Below are 23,507 nucleotides of genomic sequence, written 5' to 3' on the forward strand. Positions count from 1 at the left end.
AAACAAGCCCCACCGATTTCAGGTGAGTAGGGGCATGGATAACAAAGCCGATCAAGGGGGCAGCATTTGCCTAGGCTTGCTTTTTTGCGGCTGACGTTCCGCGCTGGCATGTATTGGAGACACGCCTACGATCAAACTCGTCCTCGAATAACGCAATGTCGACAATCCAAAACCGATCAAGGTGTCAGCTGTCCCACAGATAGATCCGGAAATGATTTCTGCTGCCTCGCAGACAAACTGTTCTTCAATTTCCGCCGCAAAAGATCTTTTCAACGTGGCAAACAGCTGGTTCATTTCGCCGTCGATGTATTCGGGAAAGCAAAATGTGCTTCCGCCCTTCGACGTTCGAACCGTTCGGTACTTGCCCGCCCACCTGTAGACATCTTGGAATAATAAACGCGACAGTGGGGCGTCGAAATTGCGATCGTGTCCCGCCACCTACACCACCTGCCGGGACACGATCAAATCGCCGCCCGGATCACTTCTGATACAGGTAGACCAGTTTTGTCTCTCTCAAACTTGTTGTTGCGGGCCGAACGGCTATTTCGCGGTGTCCTCGCGCGCAATCTTTGGTACGAAACCGACGGTGAACCCGAACAGCCGGCCGATCCTGTCCAGCGTTTCAAATGTCGGGTTTGCCGCGCCGGCTTCAATTTCTGCGACTTGCCGTCGCGTCAGGCCGAGGGTCTTGGAGAACTCCTCTTGCGCGCTTCGATGAGCCCAAGATGTTCAGCAAGCTCCCGCCTTGCGTGTCCTTGCGAAGCATTGGATCGTCGACCCGTATTGAAGGCGCCAAATTAAGCGACCGCGAAGTCGAAAGGCTGCTTTCGACCCTCTGTCTCGGCTCGTTCACCAGCCGAGACGAACAGAAGGTCGCAGGCTATGCCGGGATGATGTGATAAAGGCTGGCCTTGCACTGTTGAAATATTCCGTCGCGCGTGGGGTCAATCTTCAGGGCGACTTAGCCATTCAATTTCAGAATTTAGTCGCTAAAATTTTGAACAAATTGGCTCTTGCAATGGGCAAGCCGAGATTGCCGCCGCCCCACAGCAGCGGCGTCGGATCGAGGGGACGCTCATGGACCGGGCAGGGCCCGCCCAACTAGGACGGCGGCGAGGCGGTGCTCATGGTTAGCCCCGCGGGCAAGATAATCACCATCGATCGTGGGGTCGGCAGCGACCTACCCGCGGACATCTGCTTGTGGGATTAAGACGGATCCCGGTTGGCGTTTTCATGTCGCGTCGAAAACCCCTCTGTCCTAAGGATATGCGATCGAGTCTTGATCAGAGAGGGTGGATAGGTTTCTTGGACCGGATTGAATGCGACCGCATGTTCGTTGCGGTGATCGATACGGGCAGCTTTGCAGCGGCCGCCGCGCGGCTCGGTACCAGCAGCGGGCAGGCCTCGAAGCTGGTGTCGCGCCTTGAAGCGAACCTCGGCGTGCAACTGATCATGCGAACGACGCGGGCCTTGTCGCTTTCAGAGGCAGGGCGGGCCTATTACGAGCGGGTGAAGACCATACTGGAGGAATTCGACGCGCTCGACGCCTCGGTGCGCAACGCCTCGGGGGCGCCCTCGGGCCGGCTACGGATTACCGCGCCAATTTCCTTCGGCACGACCCAGCTCACGCCAGTTCTTATCCAGTTTGCCACCGCCTTTCCCGATATCCAGCTCGACGTCAGCTTTTCCGACCGGGTTGTCAATCTGGTGGACGAGGGGTTCGACGCCGCAATTCGCATCGGCAGACCCGGCGACAGCAGCCTCATTGCACGCAAGCTGTGTGCTGCAAGAATAGTGGTCGTCGCCGCGTCGTCCTATCTCAACGCCCATGGCATTCCGTCCGCGCCGGCAGATTTGCTGCACCATGACTGCATCATCGACACCAATTTTCGCGATCCTTTGACCTGGCGATTTAGGCTCGGCAAAGAGCAGCCGGTCGTCCTGGTCGACGTCAGGGGGCGCGTGCAGTTCTCGAACGCCGAAGCCTGCGTGGCCGCAGCCGAGGCTGGCCTGGGGATCGCACGAGTCCCCAGCTTCATGGCAGGCGCGCGGCTGCGGGCCAAGGCGGTGAGGCCTGTGCTTGCCGAGATGGAGGACGAGCCCCACGGCCTCTATGCGGTCTATCCGCCCGGGCGGCATCTGGCGTTGAAGGTGAGAGTCCTCGTCGATTTTCTCGCAAATGCCTTCCGCGGGCAGCCGCAATGGGACAAAGGCTGGTAAGGACATAGTTTCCATTTTGGAAGCAAACCATATCTCGCTGGCCAGATAATAATCGCTATGGAATTGGTTCATACCTTTCGGCAGGAATTCACCTCAAACGTCGAGAGACCTGTCATGATCGATAATCGCACCGCGCCCTATGCTGCCCTCGTCTTACGCCTTGCGCTCGGATTTCTGTTTTTGGCCCATGTAGGGCTGAAGATCTTCGTCTTCACGCCTGCCGGCACCGCCGGTTTCTTCGCCTCGCTCGGCCTGCCCGGCTGGCTCGCCTATGTGACGATCGTCTGGGAACTGGTCGGCGCGGTCACGCTCATCCTCGGCATCTGGCCGCGCGTCGCTGCCATCGCGGTGATTCCGATCCTGCTTGGCGCGATCTTCAGCGTCCACGGTGCTGCCGGCTTCTTCTTCACCAACCCGAACGGTGGCTGGGAATTCCCGGGCTTCTGGATCGTTGCTCTCCTCGTTCTTGCTCTGACAGGCGACGGCGCACTGGCACTGCGTCCGACCCCCGTCGGCAAGTGAGACGGGCGTAACGCCCGAGCAACGCTGATATCCCGGAGAAACGCCATGACAGCGATGAAGAGCCTGCCGTTTTCGGTCGGAAAAGTCACCCTGACCGTTCAGGATCTTGATCGGGTCAGCGCCTTTTATCAGCAGGCGGTCGGCCTTCATCTTCTCAAGGGCGACGCGGCAACTGCCGAACTCGGTGTCGAGGGACGGACGTTGCTGGAACTGCGGCGTGATACGGCGGCGCGCCGCCGTTCTCCCAGAGAAGCCGGGCTGTTTCACACGGCCTTCCTTCTTCCGTCGCGATCCGATCTCGGCCGCTGGATAAAGCACGCGATGGAGACACGGCCGCCGGTCGTCGGTGCGTCGGATCACAGCGTCAGCGAGGCACTCTATCTGTCCGATCCAGAGGGCAACGGCGTCGAAATCTATGCCGACCGTCCGCGTCTGTCCTGGCAATGGAAAGACGGACAGGTGCACATGCCGAGCGATCCGCTCGACATCGACAGCGTTGTCGCAAGCGCTGGCGACGGGCGCTGGAAGGGCTTTCCCGAAGGATCGGTCGTCGGCCATGTGCATCTGCAGGTAGGCGCGATCCCGTCCGCCGAGGCCTTCTACAACGGCATCCTTGGCCTCGCCGTCACCTGCCGCTATCCGGGCGGGACCTTCTATGCCGCCGATGGATACCATCACCACCTGGCAACAAATATCTGGAACAGCAGCGGAGCCGGCGAGCGCGCCTATCCGAGCACCGGCCTTGCCAATGTCGAGATCCTTGCCGGCGCCGATTTTATCGATCCGATCAGGAGCCGGCCGATAAAGCCGGAACCAGCATCCGCTACGCCGCAAGATCTATCTCTGCGCGACCCATGGGGAACCAAAATTACCATGGTCACACAGGCCGCAGAGAACATTTAGGGAGTTCGACCATGCTTGTTGATGGAAAATGGACAACCGACTGGCATCCTGTACAGGCGACCGACGCCAAAGGCGGCTTCGTTCGGCAGATTTCGGGGTTCCGAAACTGGATCACTGCAGACGGTAGCGCCGGGCCCACCGGCGAGGCCGGTTTCAAGGCGGAGGCCGGGCGCTATCACCTCTATGTCGGCCTGATCTGCCCCTGGGCCTCGCGCACGCTGATTGGCCGCGCGCTGAAGAAACTCGGCGCGGCTATATCGGTCTCGGTTGTCGAACCGGCCCTTTCCGACGAGGGTTGGCGTTTTGGCGACTATCCGGGCTCCGACCGCGATGACCTCAACGGGACGACCTATTTGCACGAGATCTACACCAAGGCCGACCCACACTACACTGGCCGCGCCACGGTGCCTGTTCTCTGGGACAAGCAGCGCAAAACCATCGTCAACAACGAATCGGCCGATATCCTGCGGATGCTCAATTCCGGCTTCGGCGCGCTGGCAGATATGACCGTCGATCTTTACCCGAAGGAACTCCGCGCCGAGATCGATGGGCTCAACGAGCGGATCTATCCAAGTCTCAACAACGGCGTCTACCGCGCCGGCTTCGCAACGACGCAGATCGCCTATCAAGAGGCCTTCGCCGAGGTATTTGCGATGCTGGACGAACTCGAGCGGCGGCTCGCCGGCGCTGGTCCGTTCCTCCTCGGCGATCGGCTGACCGAAGCCGATGTGAGGCTGTTCGTCACGCTTGTCCGCTTCGACGCGGCCTACAACGGCCTCTTCAAGTGCAACCTGCGGCGGCTCGTCGATTATCCCGCTCTTAGCCGTTACCTCAATCGCTTGCTGTCGGTCCCCGGCATCCGCGAGACGGTCAGCATCGACCACATCAAGCGTGGCTATTATTCGATCAAGGCACTCAATCCGAGCTGTATCGTTCCCCTCGGCCCCGAACTCAAAGGCTTAGCTTCGACATGACGACATCTGCGGCAAATGTCCTTGTCATCATGCTTCATGGCGTCGGTTCCAGCGGCAGTGATCTGGCGCCGCTCGCAGGCGTCTGGCGGGACCGCCTGCCTGACGCCGTTTTTGCTTCCCCCAATGCGCCGAGCCCTTCCAGTTTCGGCTCGGGGTACCAGTGGTTCAGCGTCGCCGGTGTCACGGAGGAAAACCGCCCGGCCCGGATAAGCGAGGCGCGCGCCTCCTTCGACGCGACGATTTTAGCGATCATCGAAGAGAACGGCTTTTCCGACCGGCTCGATCGCGTCGCCCTGGTAGGCTTCTCGCAAGGCACGATCATGGCGCTCGATGCCGTCGCCTCTGGGCGCTGGCCGGTCGGGGCCGTCGTCGGCTTCTCGGGTCGGCTTGCCTCGCCGCAACCGCTGAAACCCTCCGTCTCGACGAAGGTCCTGCTCGTCCACGGCAGCGCCGATCCCGTCATTCCGGCAGCTGAAACCGCCAAGGCGGCGGCGATCCTGCAGGCGGTCGGCGTTGCCGTCGAGACCTTGACGCTCCCCGGACTTGGCCACACGATCTCTGCCGAAGGAGCAGAGAGAGCAGCCGACTTCATGTCCGATACGCTGGCGAAATAGGAGATCGACGGCGATGGAGATCGGCCTCAACACCTTGGGTGATCTTCCCCAGGGAACCAGGGGTCTGGAAGCCTCGCGCCGCCGGCCGCCGCGATGAGCGCCATCGCTGCCGTAACCAAGCAGATCCGCATCACGACGGCGATTACTATTCTCTGTCGCCGTTATCCCAGAAGCCCTTTGATCGTTGCCACGGGCAGGAACATGCGCTTCGAGTTCGATGTCAGCCCGGATAGCACTGTCAGCGGCACCCTCACCCTTTCCGAGCATCCCAACACTCGCCTGAGAGCGACTATCCAACCAGAATCTCGCAGCACTGATTTAACCTGACATCACCCCTCGCACCGATGAACTCATGGTCCGGCTTGCCGAGCAAATCCGGAATTGCGTTACCGGCGACGATCGGTGCTCGCGCTCGACGAAAAAGCGAAGAGTCGTGAACATTGTCGGAAGCACCGCGCCACCTCAGTCTTCCGGCGCCTATCCTCAGCAAAGGCCCATTGGCCGGCTATCGAGCGGTTGCACGGTGCAAATTCTAGTCGTTTGGCAATGTTTTCAGCACTATTGCGTACGATCCGGGCTTCAATCTCCCGCCGCATCGTCCATTGCTATCCACCTTGCGAAAATTTGGATCATTTTGCGCAGATTTGATCGTCAGGCATAATTCTTGCCTCTAGCGAAAGTGCGGTAGTGGATCCGTTGCACTGAACATATGAGGCCTTTCTGCCAACAGCGCTTCGCCGACTTTAAGTAGCGCAAATCGACAATTGACCTCGTCGACAGTCAAGCCAACCGCTGCGTGTAGATGATCTGCACGTAAATCAGTCGCGCTAAAACAGAAGGTGGATAGATGTCAGAACTTCGAAAAGATAGCCTTTCATTCCCAGAAGTCTTAGGTCAGTCGATCGCGAATGTATCGCCAACATTCACGCCTGCTCTTGCTGTGACTGTCGTCGCAGGAATGGCTGGAACCGCATCGTGGCTCGTCTATGTACTGTCGACGATCGCCATGATCGTCGTCGGTCTCAATGTCGGGAAGCTAGCCGCCCAGATCACATCAGCGGGCTCGTTCTTCATATATGTGTCACGCAGCTTGGGGCCTGGGTCGGGTCTGCTGTCGGGTTGGGCGATGCTGGCCGCCTATGTCTTTACCGCCGCGACATTGACTGTGGCGACGTCTATTTTCCTGAATACGTTGCTGCAGATCATCGGTTTGCCTTTCGTGATCCCAGGTTATGTCGTTTACGCCTTGGTTTCGCTGCTGATCTGGTATTTGGCGGTCCGCGATATCCGCATATCGTCTAGGATCGGATTGATCCTGGAAGGTGTCTCGGTGCTCGCCATAACCCTGGTTTGCATCTTTGTTTGGAACAAGACTGGCTTTAAGGCAGATGCCAAGCAGATCCATCTTGAAGGTGCAAATTTGGGAAGCGTCGCACAGGCGATCGTGTTCGGCATCTTCTCATTCGTCGGCTTCGAGAGTGCAGCCTCGCTCGGCCAGGAAACACGCGATCCCAAGCGCAAGATTCCGCTGGCGGTGATCTTGAGCCCGGCTCTGGCAGGTGCATTCTTTGTGTTTACGTCGTATATCCTCGTCCTAGCTTTCAGCGACGATACCGCGAAACTGGGTACGAGCGCCTCGCCGCTGGGCGATGTGACGACCGGCGACAGCCAGATCCTGGCGATCCTCGTCTATGCCGGTGCTACGCTGTCCTCGTTCGCCTGCGCGCTCGCCTCGCTCAACGCGTACGGGCGCACGCTGTTTTCGCTTGGGCGTTATAGCTTCTTCCATGCCAGCGTCGGCGTGGTCCACACGCACCACAAGACACCTTACACCGCGCTGACTGTCGGTGCTTTCATCAACCTCTTCCTCTGCGTCGCCTTTTACGGGCGGGCCGAAAGCGATCTGGTCGGCTACTTCGGAACCGTCGCAACCTTCGGCTTCATCGTTGTCTACTTCCTGGTCTCGGTCAGCGCACCGGTCTTTTTGAAAAAGATCGGACAGGTCAAGACCGCCGACTATGTTGTTGGCGCGCTCGGTGCCGTCTTCATGGTTCTGGCGCTCGTCGGCAGTCTCTATCCGGTCCCCGCCTATCCCTACAACATCCTGCCATACCTATTCGCGCTCTATCTCATGGTCGGTGTCGCGTGGTTCTTCATCGTGAAGGCGCGGGCTCCCGGCGCGCTGCTCTCGATCGAGCATGATCTCGAAGTCGCGATTGCTCAGCCCGCCTAGTAACCAATTGAGTTCGCCGGACCGGGATCATGTCACTGTGTGTCGTCATCCCGTTCCGGCCCTCGTTTTCGCTGGGACGGGACTGCTCATTCTTTGTAGCAAAACATCAAGAACAAAGCCGTGCTGATCGGCGGTCGCCAGAACCAGCTTTGCTGTCCGCTACTAGTGACGACGGGCTCCTCACGGTATCATTTGTCGACGAGACTGCCAGCTAGCCAGCGGCATATTCGGCAATCGTCTGGATAACGCGATACCCCATGCCTTGTAGGGTCTCAGCCGAAGCTTGAGCCGAAATATTCGCCCGAAATAGCGCGACAAGGCGCAAGCCACGAAAAGAGCGGGCCGGTCAGGCTTTTACAGTTGCGGGTTAAAAACTTGATTGATTTCGCCTTTTTGAAAACTGAATTATGTTTCACAGTGTGGCAGCGCTGCTGTGGCACCTTCAGCGTTTTCCTTGAGATCCACGCCGGTCAACTGCAAGCGAAGTGCCTCCCGGACGATCCAAACGATCTTGTCGGCCGCAACCTCGTAGCCGAGCCCATCGGCATGAATGTTGGACACGCAGTTGCGCTCGCTGTCACGCATCCCCGCTTGCGGACGAAACGTGATGTAGGCACCGAGACTGTCGGGAACGCTTAGTCCCGGCCTCTCGCCGATCAGCACGATGGCAACTTCTGCACCAAACGCCGCTGCCGCCTCATCGCCAAATGCCACCCGCGCCTGTTCGCCCAATATCACTGGGGCGACGCTGAAGCCCCCGAGACGCTTCGTGCAAGCCTTAAACAGCGGGACCGCGTGGTGTTCGACCGCCGAGGCCGAGAGCCCGTCGGCGATAATGAAGGCGATATCATACCGATCCCCGTGAGTTGGGAGATCGGCTGCGTTCGTCTGACGGCCGAGATCCGGACGTGCCAGATAGACCGTGCGGTCTTTGGCGCGAGACCTCATCCTGATCGTAGGCACAGGCGCAAGTTCGTTTGCAAGGGCAATAAAGTCCACTTGTCCGTGCACGGCGTCCCTCGCCCTGGCATGGGCGAGCTGGAAGTCGAGAATTGCCGATGTCGGCAACGCGTCGCCCGCCCTTCCAAGCCCGATCCGGGCGCGTGTGGCATGGCGGAACCGCGCAAACGGATCTAAGTCGATGGTGCTCATGCCGATGCCCTGTAGCTCAAGAGGTTGCGGGAGAAGGGGCCCGAGGCGCTGGCTGGGGCAAGCCGACCCGTCCGGTCAAGCATGCCCATGCGATAGAGCCAGGCTTCGAATTCCGGAGCGGGCGGGCGATTGAACTGGTGCCTGAGGCCGACAATATCGTGGTAGGACAGGCTCTGGTAGTTGAGCATGACGTCGTCGGCGCCGGGCACCGCGATGAGGAAACTGACGCCCGCGACGGTCAGCAGCACCATCAGGTTGTCCATATCGTCCTGGTCTGCTTCCGCATGGTTCGTGTAGCAAACGTCGACGCCCATCGGCACGCCAAGCAACTTGCCGCAGAAATGATCCTCGAGCCCGGCGCGAATAATTTGCTTGGCGTCGAATAGGTATTCAGGCCCGATAAAGCCGACCACTGTATTGACGAGCAACGGACTGAGTTCGCGCGCCACGGCATAGGCGCGCGCCTCGACCGTCTGTTCGTCGACACCATGATGGGCGTCCGCCGACAGAGCGCTACCCTGGCCGGTCTCCAGATACATGACGTTGTTTCCGACCGTGCCGCGCTTCATGGAAAGCGCCGCCTCCCGACCCTCCCTCAGGACCGCGAGATCGACGCCGAAACTCTTGTTGGCAGCCTCAGAGCCTGCAATTGACTGGAACACCAGATCGAGCGGCGCGCCAGCCTCGATGGCTTTGATTGAGGTGGTAACATGGGCCAACACGCAAGACTGAGTAGGGATCTCGAACCGTTCGCGCAGGCGGTCGAACAGGACCATCAATCTTGTACAGGCCTCAAGATTGTCGGTAGCCGGGTTGATGCCGATCACCGCATCGCCAATCCCATAGAGAAGCCCGTCCAACGTCGAGCCGGCGACACCTTCCGGATCGTCGGTGGGATGATTTGGCTGAAGACGACTTGAAAGTCGGCCTGGCAGACCGATCGTGGAGCGAAAAGCAGTGACGACGTTACATTTGCCGGCGACGGTGATCAGGTCGTGATTGCGCATGATCTTGGAGACCGCCGCGACCATTTCCGGGGTGAGGCCCGGCGCGAGAGCAAGCAACTTTTCGGAGGTAGCATCATAAGAGAGAAGCCAGTCGCGAAATTCGCCGACCGTCATATGAGCCACCGGCGCAAAAGCCATCCGATCATGACGGTCGACAATCAGTCGGCTGACCTCGTCGATCTCATAGGGGATGACCAGATCCTCCAGGAAAGTCTTGAGAGGCATCTCCGCCAGCAGATAGCGGGCGGCCACCCGCCGCTCGTTGCTCGACGCTGCGATCCCGGCTAGCACGTCACCTGATTTCAGGGGCGAGGCGCAAGCCAATACCGATTTCAGATCCTGGAAAATATGGCGCTCTCGCCCTAGAACGATCGAATATGTTTTCATATGCCCCTGGCTATCAACCAGCCTATTCTTTTGCCCAAGCACGCATCCACCTTCTGACTGTGGTATTCGCGGGCTTTCGCCGGGTACGTTTGCTCGGCTCCATGCCTAAGTCATGCAAGAACCGCGCCACTCTCTTGGACTGCATAGGGAGGCTTCCGCGCCAAGGGTTTCGTATGGCAAGACTATGGCCCCTTACGCATGCGCGTCTCTCGGTAAGGCCATTGTCCGGTTTGGGGGGTAGCTGCTCGCCGTGGCGATCGCATTCAGTTTTCGGCAACGTGCGCCGATATACGCACTTTAGTGGGCACTTCAACTTGGAACGCGATAAAATTTGTTTGACAATTCTTGATCTGCTTTTTTCACGCTCGAACGCTTGTTCGGTGGGGTAATCTGCACAGAGAGGAAACCGTCAACTTCAAGTGAGCTACGCGCAGATCGGCCGCAATGATGGAAAACTAGCCAGTTGCACGAATACAAGATTGCTAATTTGTACTCTGAGCGATAGCAAAATTGTGGCCGGGCATTTCCTGGTCGTTGGTCCAAATCTTCATCGTAAGCAATAGGCGACCGCCCCTGCTAAATCATAGGACACGGCGGAGTCCGGCGACCAGCCGCGTAAGCGCGATGCGCGTGCCATAACGATAATCTGGCAGCTTAACTCTCCTCTCCATGAACGAAACCACACTGCCTTCGTGAACGTCCACCCCATCGCCATGCGCATTGATCAGCCACCATGCGAACTCTCCGATAGCGAGCACGGTATGATAGGCAGGGCGAATGCAAAAACCGTCTGCCTGCAACTGCTTGCTGAATGAATTCTCGCTCAAGGCAGATACCGGTGGGTTACCACCCGATCCTTATGTTGACCTCTTCCAGTCCGCGATCTCACCATCTCGAATGCTGGGCGCGTAGTCGAGGCCGCCATCGATCTTTAAGGGGCGCCCGTCAAGGAAAAGCTCGCCGATGCGCGGTGCCGAACGGGCGATGACCTTACCAGCCTTGATCACCGCCAGCCGGTTCGGTTTCAGCCGCAACGCTTCCAGCGTATCCTGCGCCTGGAGGATCACGAGGTCTGCGTTGCAACCGGTTTCAAGGCCGTACCCCTTCAGGCCCAAGGTCTTTGCCGAATTGACGGTCAGCGCGTCGAAGATCTTCTTCTTGTCCTCGATGCCGGCCATTTGCGCCACATGGATGGCCATGTGGCCGACTTCCAGCATGTCGCCCGAGCCCATCGAATACCAGGGATCCATGACGCAATCGTGCCCGAAGGAGACGTTGAGCCCTGCGTCCATCAGTTCGCGAACACGGGTCATGCCACGACGCTTTGGATAGGTATCGTGCCGGCCCTGAAGCATGATGTTGATCAAGGGATTGGGGATGACGTTGATCCGCGCTTCGGCCATCAGCGGGATGAGCTTGGAGACATAGTAGTTGTCCATCGAATGCATCGAGGTCAGATGCGAACCGGCGACGCGGCCCTCTAGGCCGAAACGAATGGTTTGTGCGGCCAGCGTCTCGACATGACGCGAGAGCGGATCGTCGGTTTCGTCGCAGTGCATGTCCACCGGCAGGCCGCGATCGGCGGCGATCCTGCAGAGCGCCTCGACCGAAGCCGTACCTTCGGCCATCGTCCGTTCGAAATGGGGAATACCGCCGACAATATCGACGCCCATGTCCAATGCTCGGTTGAGTAAGTCGATGCCATCGGTCGCGCGATAATATCCGTCCTGCGGGAAGGCGACCAGTTGCAGGTCGATGTAGGGCGCCACCTTTTCTCGGACCTCGATCATTGCCTCGACGGTCACCAGTTTTGGATCGGTGGTATCGACGTGGCTGCGGATGAACAGTAGGCCTTGCGTCACCGCGAGATCGCAATAGCGCAAGGCGCGGTCGACCAGCTCTTCCTTTGTTGCGATTGCGCGCAATTCCCCCCACAATCCAATCCCTTCAAGGAGGGTACCAGATACGTTCATGCGTGGCAGGCCGAGCGACAGCGTTGCATCCATGTGAAAATGCGGATCGACGAAGGGCGGGCTGACCAGCCGTCCGCTAGCGTCGATCTCCTCTCCGGCTTGCGCCTCTATGGTCCTATCGATCGCGCAGATCTTGCCGGCCGTAATGCCGATATCGATGCCATGGCGACCGTCGGGGAGATTTGCATTGCGGATGATCAGGTCAAACATGGAAACCTCGTTGAGTGAAAACGATTATCGCTCGCCGCGCCGGTAGGGCTGCATCAAGGCCTGCGGCACGCGGGCGCGGCGGGCCATGACCGCAAGGGCCACAATGGAAAGTATATAGGGGGTCATCAGGAATATCTGATAGGGCACACCGTCCACGGCCGTCTGAAGTCGAAGCTGGAAGGCATCGAAGAACGCAAAGAGCAGTGCGCCGAACAAGGCGCGGCCCGGCCGCCAGGACGCAAAGACAACAAGCGCGATGCAGATCCAGCCGCGGCCCTGCACCATGGTCGGGAAAAAGCTGTTGAAGGCCGACAGAGTGAGGAATGCACCACCCATGCCCATCAGCGCACTTCCGGCAATCACCGCGCCATAACGTATCTTCATGGGATTGATGCCTTGTGCCTCTGCCGCATGCGGGTTTTCGCCGGTCATGCGGATCGCAAGGCCCAGCGGCGTGCGAAACAGGATATAGGCCATCAGGATCGCAATCAGGATCGCCAGATAGGTCGGCGCCGTCTGCGTGAAGAACGCCGGCCCTATGAAGGGTAGCGTCGACAGGCCCGCAATGGCGATCGGCTGGAACGGCACGATGGTCGGCGGCGTGCCGGCAGTGGGCACGATCAGGCGAAAGACGTAGTAGCTGAAACTGGAGGCGAATAGCGTGACACCAAGGCCTGCCACATGCTGGGAGAGGCCGAGCGTCACCGTCAGGCCAGAATGCAGCAGACCGAAGACGCCACCGGCAATTGCTGCGATCAAAAGACCGGTCCACAGATCTGCGCCGTGATAGACCGAAAGCCAGCCGATCATGGCGCCGAAGGTCATGATGCCCTCGATACCGAGATTGAGTACGCCCGCGCGTTCACAGAGCAATGCGCCGAGCGTGCCGAAGAGCAACGGCGTGGCGATGCGCAGCACCGCACCCCACAGCCCGACAGATGCGATAATATCAAACAGCACGGTCATCGGCGGATCCTGTACTGGGTGAAGAACAGTGCTATCAGCATAGTAAGCAATGAAAGTGCCACGGTGACATCGGCGATGTAGGTGGGGATGCCGAGGCCACGGCTCATGCCGTCTGCGCCGACATACATGGTGGCTGTGAAAATGGCGGCGAGGACAACGCCGAGCGGATTTAGATTGGCAAGCATGGCCACGACGATGCCGGAATAGCCGAAACCGGGCGACAGGTCGGTTGTCACGTAGCCTTTGACGCCCATCACCTCGATCGCGCCGGCAAGGCCGGCCAGTCCTCCTGAAAGACAGGCAACCTTCACCAGCGTCTTGCCCAGTGGAACGCCTGCGAATATTGCGCCAGCGGGATTGAGCCCAGCAGCGCGCGATTGCAGGCCGAAGACTGTGCGCGACTGGACAAGGTGGACAATGATCGCCAGCGCAATGGCTATCGCAAAGCCGATATGCAGTCGCGAGCGGGCAACCAGCTTCGGCAGCATGGCATGGTCGCTCACCGATTGCGATTGCGGCCAGCCGAAGGCGAGCGGATCCTTGAGCACCCCGTCGATCAGCATTGAAACAAAGAGCAATGCGATGAAGTTGAGCAGCAGGCTGGTCACGACTTCATCGACCGAGAAACGCAAACGCAGCCACAGCGGAATGAGGATCAGAACCATGCCGGCGACGGCGCCCACCCCGAGCAGCGCTGGAATAAGCACCGGTGCAGGCAGATCGCCCAGGAATTTGGAACTTGCTGCGGCAACGGCGATGGCGCCGAGATAGAACTGGCCCTCGGCGCCGATGTTCCAGAGCCTTGCCCGGAAGGCAACGGCGGCTGCAAGCCCCGTCAGCATCAGCGGCGTTGCTCGCGTTAGCGTTTCGGTTGCGGAAAGCCGCGAGCCGAAAGCACCGGTCAGGATGCGCCAATAGGCATCGAGCACCGGAGCGCCGGCGATCGCAATCAAAATGCCCGAGAGTGCCAGCGCGGCAATAACCGCGATCGCCGGCGTCAGGATCATCAGATAAAGCGGTCGGTGTTCGCGGCGTTCAAAGCGCATGATCGGGCTCCCGCGTCTCTTGCCATTCTCCGGTCATCAACAACCCAAGCTTTCGCGCATTCGCGACGTCCGCTTCGACCGGCGGTGACAATCTTCCCCCGACGATTGCCTGAACGCGGTCGGCAAGTGCGATCACCTCGTCCAGGTCCTCCGAGATCAGGAGCACGGCCGTGCCCTGTCTGCGGGCCTCTAGAAGCCGTGCATGCACCGCTGCTACGGCACCTTCATCGAGCCCGCGTGCCGGCTGCGCAGCGATCAGGATGCGTGGCCGGCGATGCAGATTGCGGCCGAGGATGAGCTTTTGCATGTTGCCGCCGGACAGCAACCGCGTGCGGCTAGAAGGATTGCCGCCACGCACGTCGAACCCCTCTATGATCTCCCTTGCAAAGGCCATGCCTGCAGTCCGGTTCACAAGTCCATGTTGCGAAAACGCCCGAGAGGAAATGCGCTCCAGCACGGCATTTTCCCAGATTTCCATTTCGCCGATGACGCCTTCCTCGTCTCGGTCTTCTGGAATGCGGCCGAATCCAGCGCCAACGACATCAGCGACGCCGAGGTTGCCGATCGGCTCGCCGAAAAGCAGGAGGTCTCCGGATGCGCGCGACAGCATGCCGGAGAAAAGATGCGCCAATGCCGTCTGGCCATTGCCAGAAACGCCGATGACGCCAAGGATTTCTCCTTCGCGCAGCCGGAAGCTGATGGACTTCAGCCGCTCGACGCCGTCGATCTTCACCGTGATATCGGCAGCCTCAAGCGCAACTACGCCGGGCGTCGATGCCTCACGCACCGGTCGTGTGACGCGACGGCCGACCATCAGCTCGGCGAGTTCGGCCTTGCCGGTTTCGGATGTCTTGCGTTCGCAGACCATCTTGCCGCCACGCAGAACGACGATGCGATCGGCGGCGGCCATGACCTCATCGAGTTTATGGGAGATGAAGATCAGCGAAAGGTCCTGGCGGGCCATTTCCTTCAGCGTCGTGAATAGCTTTTCGGCCTCGAAATTGGTCAGCACAGCCGTCGGCTCGTCGAGGATGAGGATGCGGGCGTCGTTATAGAGTGCCTTGAGGATCTCGACGCGCTGCTGTTCGCCGACGGACAGGTCTCCAAGCCGCGCGTCTGGATCGACCTTGAGACCAAAGCGCAGAGAGATTGAGAGGAGCTTTTTTCGTGCGGCCGATGTGCCCGAGCGCCAGAACCAGAGCTTTTCTGTGCCAGTCATGACGTTTTCGAGAACGGTCAGGTTGGGTGCCAGCGAGAAATGCTGATGGACCATGCCGACGCCAGCGCGGATCGCCGCGCGCGGTTTGCCCTGCGCAAGCTCGGTGCCGTCGATCAGAATTCGACCAGCATCCGGCATGTAATGGCCAAAGAGGATACTCATCAGCGTTGTCTTGCCCGCGCCGTTCTCTCCGAGCAGGGCGACGATTTCGCCCTTGGCTAGGGTCAGCGAAATGTTGTCATTGACCAGATTGGTACCGAAACGCTTGCTGACGCCTTCGATTTCGAGAACCGGAACTGTCATGCCGCAAGCCCTGCAATCGGAAAACGATGCTGCCAGCGCTCTTCGGCTTCCAATCGCGCAGCCAGCGACAGCAGCAGCGGCTCATGCGCCATCGGCGCCATCATCTGCACAGCCAGGGGCTGTCCGTTGGCATCCGTTCCGAAGGGCAGGGTCAAGGCCGGAAATCCCGAGATGTTGGCAAGCGAGGCGAGCGGCGCAAACGCGGTCATCCGATCGAGATGCAGCTCAGTGTTTCCATGATCGGATGGAAAAGAACCGATCGCAAGGGGTGCGGACGATAGCATCGGCATCAGGATGCAATCGACTTTGTCGAACAGATTCCAGAGGTCGCGGCTGACCAGCACAGCGCCGTTCAGCGCATTCCACAAGCTCGCGGCGGAAAGGGTGCGGCCGCGTTCAATGAAGGCGCGCGTCAGCGGTTCAGCCCTGCCTTCATCGAGAGCCAGAGCGTCGATCAAGCCTGCAAGGTTGACTGAAACGATATCGCCGAAGGCACGTCCGCTTGCGGCTACGCTCTGTTCGAAATCGATCCATTTCAGAGGAACGATCTGGTTGCCGTCTGTCTCCAATGCGCGGGCGGCGGCCTCAACAGCCTCGAGGCGCGCCCTCTCTGTCGGGTATTGGCAACCGGTGTCGATGAGCAAGCCAACACGCAGGCGTCCGTCTTTGATATCCGCAGTCGCGGGATCCGCAAACGGCCCCCTGGCTTTTCCACGCAAGGCATCGAAAACCCGCGCAGCGTCTCTTGCCGATCTGCAGACCGCAAGTTCGCTGGCGATCCCGCCAAGATGGTTGCCGAATGAGGGGCCCGCGGGAATGGCACCGCGCGTCGGCTTGAGGCCGACAAGGCCGCAACAGGCAGCCGGCACGCGGATCGATCCGCCGGCGTCGGTGGCGTGGGCGATCGCAACGATGCCGGAGGCAACTGCAGCCGCCGCCCCGCCCGATGACCCGCCCGCCGTCAGTGTCGGGTCGAGCGGATTGCGGCAGATAGGCCCAATTGCCGGTTCGCTGGCAAGCGACAGGCCGAGTTCCGGGCTCGTCGTAAGGCCGAAAAAGCAGAAGCCTGCGTCGCGAAACCGCAAAGCCAGATCGGAATCCGCCTCTCCAGCTTTCCGGTCGAAAAGGCGCGATCCGGCAGAGACAGGCAAACCGGCGAAGGGGCCACCCAGATCCTTTGCCAGCGCCGGCACGCCGGAAAAGGACCGCGCAGCGAAAGCCGCCGGATTAGAAAGCCTTTCCGTGTCCATCGCTTTTGCGGACGCGACGCCCATGGTGCTGTCACTGTAGGCGATGGCGCCGATTGAGGCGTGTGCCTCAGCTGCCGCGAGAGAAGACTGCATCGCTTGCGATGCAGTCAGGTCCCCGCGTTGGATCGCCTGCGCCAGACTGGTGGCATCGGCGGATGTGTTGCTGGTCATGATCCCGCCGGATTATTTCGGTTGGTCCATCATTTTTGGAACCTCGAAGGTGCCGGCCTTGATCTCGGCGCGCTTGGCTTCCATCGCGGCTTCTGCTTCAGCCGGCGCCACGCCCTTGACGAAGACGATATCACTGCCGCCCTCCTTCATCAGGCCGAACGACGTGTAGTTCTTGCCGACCGGCTTGCCGGCAGCAACATCGGCGATGGCGGCGTTGAGGATCGGGCGGAAATACCACATGGCATTGGCAAAGACCGTGTCCGGATAGCGCGGCGTATAATCGATCAGCGACCCCACGGACTTGATGCCACGTTCCTTGGCGGCGTCCGCCGTACCGATGCGCTCTCCGAACAGGATGTCGGCCCCTGCGTCGATCTGGGCCAGACCGGCCTCGCGAGCCTTCGGCGGATCGAAAAAAGTGCCGATGAAGGAGACGAGATGCCTGGCATGGGGGTTGACGGCTTTCACGCCTTCACCAAAGGCATTGATCAGCATGTTGACCTCGGGGATTGGAATGGCGCCGACCGAGCCAACGATGTTGGATTTCGTCATCTTGCCCGCAAGCATGCCGGCGAGATAGGCGCCGTCATAGTTCCAGGTGCCGAACACGCCGAAATTGTCCCCTGCCTCTGCGCCGCTGGAACCCAGAACGAATGCCGTTTTCGGGTAATCCGCCGCGACCTGACGCGCCTCTTTTTCCACGGCATAGGCCTCGCCGATGATCAGCTTGTTGCCCTGTTCGGCATATTCGCGCATGGCGCGCGGGTAATCTGTGCCGGAAACTCCTTCGGAGAAGACATATTCGATGACGCCTTCCTTGGCTGCATCCTTCAGCGCTTGATGAAGACAGGAATTCCAGGCGTTCTCGACCGGCGACGCATGGATCCCCGCCACCTTCATCGGCGCCGCGGCGCGAGCAAGAGGCGCGAGGCCGGTGACGCCGAGCGCGATGCCGGAAGCAATCACCGCCCGGCGTGATATTAGAATGTCTTTGATCATCGCTTTGCTCCCCATTTATTTACCATTTGGTTCAAAAAACATAGGGACTGCCCAAAAATATGTCAAGCTGCAGACTGGCTTAAAAAGTAGGCTTTTAAGCCTGACGTTTCAAGCAGATGCCGCAAGACGTCAGGCAAGATTGTTATGGATTGTCGCAATTCGACGAGCCTTGTCCTGACCTTCTCCATCTACTGTAGTGGACCCATCCACATGCCGATCGACGATGCCCACTTTTAGTCTTCATCGCCATCGCATTGTATCGATAGGCGCTATATCCCCGGGGGCTGCGACCCTAAGCGAAAGCCGCGGGCAACATTGTTGACCGGTGTCCATTAACTTTACGGTGCCCTCTCGTGTTCTCTCTAGCTACCGGTTGATATGGCCGAATAAAGCCTGTCGGTAAGAAACTCGGCAAGAAACTTGGCTTCCGCAGAAAGCCGTAGGCGACCCTTGACCAGCGCAAGCTCGGAACCCGGCTGGACGCCGAAACCATCGACGGGCGTCAGCTTGCGGTGTTCCGATAGAACCGCATCGGACGGCAGCAGGCTGATACCGAGCCCGGAGGCAACGGCTGCCTGCACGCCCATCAGCCCTTGGCTAGTGTAGGCGATCCGCCAGCGGCGGCCATCCGCCTCGATGGCGCGGATCGCGCGCGTACGATAGATGCAGCCGACCGGAAAGACGGCAAGCGCCACCGGATCGGAACGAATCGGGTGGCGGGCGCTTTCCACCCAGACCAGTTCTTCCTTCCAGCTTGCCAGGCAGGCGCCGTCGCCGGGCTCACGCTTGATCAACGCCAGATCGATCTCGCCGGCGTCGAGCAGCCTGCATAGCTGGACGCTCCAGCCGCTTGTCGTGTCGAGCCGGATCTGCGGAGACGCAGCGGAAAAACTCGAAAGCAGATTGATAAGCCGTCGGCCGGCAAAATCCTCCGGCACGCCGAGCCGCACCGTCTTCGGTGCCGACGGCTTGCGCATGATCTCCATAGCTTCTGCGGCCGTGGCCAGCAACCGGCGGGAATAGCTCAGCAGAAGCTCGCCTTCCTCGGTGGTCTCTACGCTGCCCGACGACTTGTCGCGCAGCAGCAGAACATGCCCGACATTCGCCTCAAGTTTCTTGATCTGCTGGCTGACGGTCGATTGTGTCAGATGCACTTGTTCTGCAGCCCGGGTGAAACCGCCGAAGTCCACCACGGCGACAAAGGTTCGAAGCAGATCGAGATCGAAGGTGGGCCTCATTCGAGTATTCACTGATTGGCATCATTATATTTAATTTCCTAATGATCCGCACCTTTGTCAATATACGGCCAACCAAGGAGACGATCTGACATGACCTTTTATGGAAGCCGCCCCACCTGGCTGACTTTCGATTGCTATGGCACCCTCATCCAATGGGACGAGGGACTGCTCGCCGCAGTGACCCAGATCGTGTCCGCCAAGGGTGGCACGATCGATCCCGCCGCCTTCCTCAGTGTCCATGATCGCCACGAGCATGAACTGGAACAACAACGACCGCATCAGTCATTCAAAGCGGTCAGCGCCAACGCTCTCGAACGCACCATGGCCGAGTTCAAACTACGCTTCGACGCCGGCGATGCCGAAATCCTCACAATGTCGATCGGCAGGATGCCACCCTTTCCCGAGGTCGTCGCAACGCTTGGCCGGCTGAAGGCAGCCGGATTCAAGTTGGCGATCATCTCGAACACCGACGATGCCATCATCGCCGGCAACATCGCCCAGCTGGGCGGTCATGTCGATCAGGTGATCAGCGCGGAACAGGCTGGCGCTTACAAGCCATCGTCGCAGATCTTTCGTCATGCTTGGAACACCCTTGGGATCGGAATGGATGATCTGGTGCACATCTGCGCCAGTCCACATCTCGACCTTGCGGTCGCGCGTGAACTCGGCTTTCGTACAATCTGGGTCGATCGAGGAACGGGGCGCAAGCCGCTCGATGATTATCAACCCGGCGCGGTGGTTGCTGCGCTAGACAAGGTACCCGGCATTCTCGCGGCTGCCGGCTGGATGTAACAGAAGAGAGGCGCAGATGGCTCACGAACTGAATGTTCCCGAAGGAAGATCGACCATCCTGCGGAATGCCTCGCTGGATACCGAGGAGATCTGGCAGGCACGGCTCGACCTCGCCGCCTGCCTGAGAGCGGCTGCCAAGCTGGGCCTTGAAGAGGGCATCTGCAACCATTTCTCGGCAGTCGTTCCTGGCCATCCAGACCTGTTCCTGGTTAACAGGCTCGGCTGGGCCTTCCAGGAAGCCACTGCCTCGTCGCTGCTGATCTGCGATTTCGAGGGCCATGTGGTGGCTGGTGACGGCGTCCCCGAGGCGACCGCCTTCTTCATCCACGCCCGCTTGCACAAGATGGTGTCGCGCGTCGGCGCCGCCTTCCACACCCACATGCCGAACGCGACGGCGCTGAGCATGATCGAGGGCGAGCCGCTTGTCTGGGCCGGCCAGACGGCGCTGAAATTCTATGGCCGCACCGGCGTCGATGAGCATTATAACGGCCTTGCCCTGGACGCGTGTGAAGGCGACCGGATTGCAGCCGCCCTCGGCAACAACGATATCCTGTTCATGAGGAATCACGGTGTCATGGTCTGCGCGCCTAATATCGCCGAGGCCTGGGACGACCTCTATTATCTGGAACGGGCGGCCGAAGTGCAGCTCAAGGCGATGAGCACGGGCCGCCAGCTGCTTGCCGTCCCCAGCGATGTCGCGGCCGCCGCCGCCCGACAGATGCGCGAAGGCGATCCGGAAAGTGCCCGCATGCATCTCGAAAGCATTCGGCGTGTCCTTGATAGGCAGGAGCCGGAATACCGGAACTGAATAGCCAAGATGTGGTTGGCAAATTCCAAGCGACACAAGCACTACTTTGGCACTTTAGGGTCCGCGATAGCGGCAATGAGCATGTAACCGTGAGGACATCGTGGCGGTCGCGCGAAGAGGTCGAGGATCGCTTGCCTGACGGCCGGCCTGCTTTTGGCTGTGATGGCGGTCCCCAGACTCTTTTTTCCGTCCCGCCGCTTTGAGGCGGCGGGAAAACGCGGGTGTCCTGGACAGGACGGGCGCCGGCGTTGAATACCCCTATGACCAGCTCCATTTCGAGTTCGATGTAAAGGCGGCCGCCTGATCCAGGGGACGGAGGGACGGTGGATGTCGGCATGATCAGGCAGGAGCGCCCGAGTGTTGAGTTCCCTTATAATTTCACCCATCTTTCCGTTTGGCATGCACCCGGTTTAAAGTCCGGTTTGTGCCTGCGCCCGAAGGATACTTACAATTCAGTGGGTCAAGCAGAGTCATTTCCAGGTGGAATTCAAAAGCGATGACCAGAAAAGACTCTGTGCCGCCCTTTCTTAGCGCCGAAATTCAGTCGAGCGCCGCAAAGCCCTCGCAAACTCGATCGAAGCCGCGATCCTGGCCGAAGGCTGCGTTAACGAGGAAGCTTCGATGGCTCTCAAGGACATCGCTGAGCGACATAGGAGTACGGCCAGCCCTTGGATTGACGATCGATACGCGGCTAATACTAAGGCAAGCATATGAAGTATATCCTCTATCTTCCAAAGTTACTTTCTGAGTTATTGCTTAATTTAAGCATTCCTTAGAAGCCAGTGACTACCGTCTCCCTGCGGAACGAAGCAGGAGCCTGTTCGCGCCAACCCAGGAGATGGTCTTGAAGAATTCGTATCGTGCCTTTCGTGCATTGATCATTGTCGCACATATTGCTTCCCCGTTTGCCGGAATTCACTCTGCCTTGGCGGCAACCCCGCCGGCCGGCCATGCGAAATCCGGGCCGATGATATCCAAGGCGCTTGATGCGCTGCTGCTGCCGATCAACAAGGGCGTGATCAAGAAGTTCAAGCTCGACAAAGGCGCGCACGGCGTTCTGGTGCTTTCCGTCAAGCCTGGCGGCGTTGCCGACAAGCAGGGGATCAAGCCAGGCGACGTTCTGGCCGAAGTTCAGGGCCACAAGGTTCACAAGCCGATCGACGTTGATGTCGCCGTGCGCCGCCAGTTGAAGGCCGGCCATTCCGACATGTCCTTCGGCGTCGAGCGCGGCGGCGCGGTGGTCGCCATCGCCGCGGTTGTCACGCTCGAATCCTACAACGAGGCGATCGCGGTCAGCGAGGTCTCCAGCTGGGAGAGTGACACGACGGAAAGCTCGTCATCCTATGAGGAATATGTTTCCGCGGAATCGACGGAAATTGAGACTTCCGAAGAGAGCGAAGAGGCGACGGTCGAGGAGGACCTGACCCAGGACGAGTCAGCTGACGATGATTCCAGCGACACTGCGGACGACAGCAGCGACGACAGCTCGGACGATTCTGGTGATGAGGGCGGCGACGACTGACGCCAGCCAACCTGACGGCGAGAAGCTCGCCGGCAATTTCGATAAACAAACCGGGCCAGTCTTGCGCGTGGCCCGGTTTGTTCCCGACGGCTCGGTGATCGGCCGCAATATACAGCGTCATCGCCATCAGGATTTTCTCGCACTTCAGTCGGCGAATATGTTTCAAAACTTGAATCTGCTGGACTGCGCTCGGGTTTGCTGCGTCGCAGGCGCTTAAGAATATACAAAGTCGCACGCGGCGACATCGTTGATTTGTTTGAAGTCGTCAATGTAAATAGAAAATACCGCGAGAAATGCTCTCGAAACGCAAGCAGCATTCGAAACAGTTCTTTCTTCGAACGAGCGCCAATTAAAAAGTGCCGTCAAGCTGTCGTGTGTTGTGATCCAAGCAGCACTCTGCTGGGCCGCACTTCGATGCGCTACCTCATGCCGCAAATCCCAAACCCTCAGTCCCGAGTAAACGAGGCGCATCAATCCGACCACCAAAGCGCCAGAAGGATGTCATCGAGCTGATAGGCATCGCATTGTTGAGTTCCGCTGTGATTTGACCGACCTTTCCGCTTGGCATTAACCCCGCGGGCGGGGCGAAAGTCCAAGACGAGCGCCAATATTCGGACGCAATCTTTGGTTGCCATGACATGGCAAAGGGGGGAATTTCGCGTGGAATTCAACACATCGGGTTCTTCCGTTGGGCGCGCCGACGTGTCGTCAGACTTCGTCCACATGCTGCATTGCAACAGAAATATTAGAGGTTCGGTTGATTTTTATGTGCGTTGCAACCTTCACGGCCGCAACTAAATTTAAGTATAGCAGGAGATTAGTGTATTTCTGGTCGATTAATCCAATGAACACCATCAAAAATTGAATATCGGGAAGATCTTGTGAATTTAACCAAGTTTTTCATTTGTATATATTTCACCCGCGCCAGCACCAACAGCTTAACCGTACTAATTAAGCGTATTCCTTGCTCAAAATGCTTGTAGAATATTCAGTTGCTT

At 59.1% G+C, this 23,507-nt stretch carries 24 protein-coding genes and 1 pseudogene; 12 read left to right on the forward strand and 13 right to left on the reverse strand.

The genetic code is table 11. From position 1 onward, the window contains the following. Positions 1–51: 51 nt before the first annotated feature. Entirely contained in the window at positions 52–438 is a 387-nt protein-coding gene (locus AB4Z52_RS26655; RefSeq protein WP_442220908.1) for a hypothetical protein, read from the reverse strand. A gap of 102 nt (positions 439–540) precedes the next feature. After that, positions 541–705 (reverse strand): annotated as a pseudogene (locus AB4Z52_RS26660) (helix-turn-helix transcriptional regulator); the annotation flags it as partial. A 20-nt stretch (positions 706–725) separates the two neighbouring features. Here AB4Z52_RS26660 and AB4Z52_RS26665 point away from each other — a divergent pair. The 8 genes from AB4Z52_RS26665 (at position 726) to AB4Z52_RS26700 (ending at position 7,466) form a co-directional block, all read left to right on the forward strand. Next, entirely contained in the window at positions 726–899 is a 174-nt protein-coding gene (locus AB4Z52_RS26665; RefSeq protein WP_442220909.1) for a hypothetical protein, read from the forward strand. 406 nt (positions 900–1,305) lie between these two features. Further along, a complete protein-coding gene (locus tag AB4Z52_RS26670; protein ID WP_442220910.1) occupies positions 1,306–2,220 on the forward strand; it encodes a LysR family transcriptional regulator in 915 nt (304 codons plus the stop codon). A gap of 114 nt (positions 2,221–2,334) precedes the next feature. Continuing rightward, the gene (locus AB4Z52_RS26675) at positions 2,335–2,742 is read left to right on the forward strand and encodes a DoxX family protein (protein ID WP_442220911.1); all 408 of its coding nucleotides are present in this window, start codon (positions 2,335–2,337) and stop codon (positions 2,740–2,742) included. 45 nt (positions 2,743–2,787) lie between these two features. Further along, complete coding sequence (locus AB4Z52_RS26680) at positions 2,788–3,645, forward strand: VOC family protein (RefSeq protein ID WP_442220912.1); 858 nt, start codon at positions 2,788–2,790, stop codon at positions 3,643–3,645. A gap of 11 nt (positions 3,646–3,656) precedes the next feature. Then, positions 3,657–4,619: a glutathione S-transferase family protein gene (locus tag AB4Z52_RS26685; protein ID WP_442220913.1), complete on the forward strand. Its 963-nt coding sequence runs from the start codon at positions 3,657–3,659 to the stop codon at positions 4,617–4,619. Beyond that, positions 4,616–5,233, forward strand: coding sequence for an alpha/beta hydrolase (locus AB4Z52_RS26690; RefSeq protein WP_442220914.1), 618 nt, complete (start codon positions 4,616–4,618; stop codon positions 5,231–5,233). Before AB4Z52_RS26685 ends, AB4Z52_RS26690 begins: the two co-directional genes overlap by 4 nt. A 93-nt stretch (positions 5,234–5,326) precedes the next feature. Next, complete coding sequence (locus tag AB4Z52_RS26695) at positions 5,327–5,560, forward strand: hypothetical protein (RefSeq protein ID WP_442220915.1); 234 nt, start codon at positions 5,327–5,329, stop codon at positions 5,558–5,560. A 520-nt stretch (positions 5,561–6,080) separates the two neighbouring features. Further along, positions 6,081–7,466, forward strand: a complete 1,386-nt coding sequence (locus AB4Z52_RS26700) for an APC family permease (protein ID WP_442220916.1) — start codon at positions 6,081–6,083, stop codon at positions 7,464–7,466. Positions 7,467–7,871: 405 nt separating this feature from the next. Here the strand turns inward: AB4Z52_RS26700 and eutC are convergent, their stop codons facing one another. The 10 genes from eutC to AB4Z52_RS26750 form a co-directional block, all read right to left on the reverse strand. Continuing rightward, complete coding sequence (gene eutC / locus AB4Z52_RS26705; RefSeq protein WP_442220917.1) at positions 7,872–8,618, reverse strand: ethanolamine ammonia-lyase subunit EutC; 747 nt, start codon at positions 8,616–8,618, stop codon at positions 7,872–7,874. Then, positions 8,615–10,012 (reverse strand): ethanolamine ammonia-lyase subunit EutB, encoded by a 1,398-nt coding sequence (locus AB4Z52_RS26710; protein ID WP_442220918.1) that lies wholly within the window; start codon positions 10,010–10,012, stop codon positions 8,615–8,617. Before AB4Z52_RS26710 ends, eutC begins: the two co-directional genes overlap by 4 nt. A 581-nt stretch (positions 10,013–10,593) precedes the next feature. After that, positions 10,594–10,839, reverse strand: coding sequence for a hypothetical protein (locus AB4Z52_RS26715; RefSeq protein WP_442220919.1), 246 nt, complete (start codon positions 10,837–10,839; stop codon positions 10,594–10,596). 30 nt (positions 10,840–10,869) lie between these two features. Continuing rightward, on the reverse strand, positions 10,870–12,195 hold the full coding sequence (locus tag AB4Z52_RS26720) for an amidohydrolase family protein (RefSeq protein ID WP_442220920.1): 1,326 nt from the start codon (positions 12,193–12,195) through the stop codon (positions 10,870–10,872). A 24-nt stretch (positions 12,196–12,219) separates the two neighbouring features. Beyond that, on the reverse strand, positions 12,220–13,161 hold the full coding sequence (locus AB4Z52_RS26725) for an ABC transporter permease (RefSeq protein ID WP_442220921.1): 942 nt from the start codon (positions 13,159–13,161) through the stop codon (positions 12,220–12,222). Beyond that, on the reverse strand, positions 13,158–14,207 hold the full coding sequence (locus AB4Z52_RS26730; RefSeq protein ID WP_442220922.1) for an ABC transporter permease: 1,050 nt from the start codon (positions 14,205–14,207) through the stop codon (positions 13,158–13,160). Before AB4Z52_RS26730 ends, AB4Z52_RS26725 begins: the two co-directional genes overlap by 4 nt. Further along, positions 14,197–15,729, reverse strand: a complete 1,533-nt coding sequence (locus tag AB4Z52_RS26735) for an ABC transporter ATP-binding protein (protein WP_442220923.1) — start codon at positions 15,727–15,729, stop codon at positions 14,197–14,199. The genes AB4Z52_RS26730 and AB4Z52_RS26735 overlap by 11 nt, the downstream gene beginning before the upstream one ends. Further along, positions 15,726–17,150: an amidase gene (locus AB4Z52_RS26740; RefSeq protein WP_442220924.1), complete on the reverse strand. Its 1,425-nt coding sequence runs from the start codon at positions 17,148–17,150 to the stop codon at positions 15,726–15,728. Before AB4Z52_RS26740 ends, AB4Z52_RS26735 begins: the two co-directional genes overlap by 4 nt. Positions 17,151–17,162: 12 nt before the next feature. Further along, complete coding sequence (locus AB4Z52_RS26745) at positions 17,163–18,149, reverse strand: BMP family protein (RefSeq protein WP_442220925.1); 987 nt, start codon at positions 18,147–18,149, stop codon at positions 17,163–17,165. Between the two features lie 362 nt (positions 18,150–18,511). Further along, complete coding sequence (locus AB4Z52_RS26750) at positions 18,512–19,387, reverse strand: LysR family transcriptional regulator (RefSeq protein WP_442220926.1); 876 nt, start codon at positions 19,385–19,387, stop codon at positions 18,512–18,514. Between the two features lie 90 nt (positions 19,388–19,477). Here AB4Z52_RS26750 and AB4Z52_RS26755 point away from each other — a divergent pair, with 90 nt between their 5' ends. The 4 genes from AB4Z52_RS26755 (at position 19,478) to AB4Z52_RS26770 (ending at position 22,726) form a co-directional block, all read left to right on the forward strand. After that, a complete protein-coding gene (locus AB4Z52_RS26755) occupies positions 19,478–20,179 on the forward strand; it encodes a haloacid dehalogenase type II (RefSeq protein WP_442220927.1) in 702 nt (233 codons plus the stop codon). A gap of 16 nt (positions 20,180–20,195) precedes the next feature. Continuing rightward, positions 20,196–20,987 (forward strand): aldolase, encoded by a 792-nt coding sequence (locus AB4Z52_RS26760; protein ID WP_442220928.1) that lies wholly within the window; start codon positions 20,196–20,198, stop codon positions 20,985–20,987. Between the two features lie 838 nt (positions 20,988–21,825). Continuing rightward, positions 21,826–22,509: a PDZ domain-containing protein gene (locus AB4Z52_RS26765; protein ID WP_442220929.1), complete on the forward strand. Its 684-nt coding sequence runs from the start codon at positions 21,826–21,828 to the stop codon at positions 22,507–22,509. Continuing rightward, the gene (locus AB4Z52_RS26770; protein WP_442220930.1) at positions 22,490–22,726 is read left to right on the forward strand and encodes a hypothetical protein; all 237 of its coding nucleotides are present in this window, start codon (positions 22,490–22,492) and stop codon (positions 22,724–22,726) included. The genes AB4Z52_RS26765 and AB4Z52_RS26770 overlap by 20 nt, the downstream gene beginning before the upstream one ends. Here the strand turns inward: AB4Z52_RS26770 and AB4Z52_RS26775 are convergent. Next, positions 22,723–22,980 (reverse strand): diguanylate cyclase domain-containing protein, encoded by a 258-nt coding sequence (locus AB4Z52_RS26775; RefSeq protein WP_442220941.1) that lies wholly within the window; start codon positions 22,978–22,980, stop codon positions 22,723–22,725. The genes AB4Z52_RS26770 and AB4Z52_RS26775 overlap by 4 nt on opposite strands. Positions 22,981–23,507 lie beyond the last annotated feature (527 nt).

Origin of the sequence: Rhizobium sp. 2YAF20 (assembly GCF_052114685.1) — a bacterium.
GTDB lineage: Bacteria > Pseudomonadota > Alphaproteobacteria > Rhizobiales > Rhizobiaceae > Rhizobium.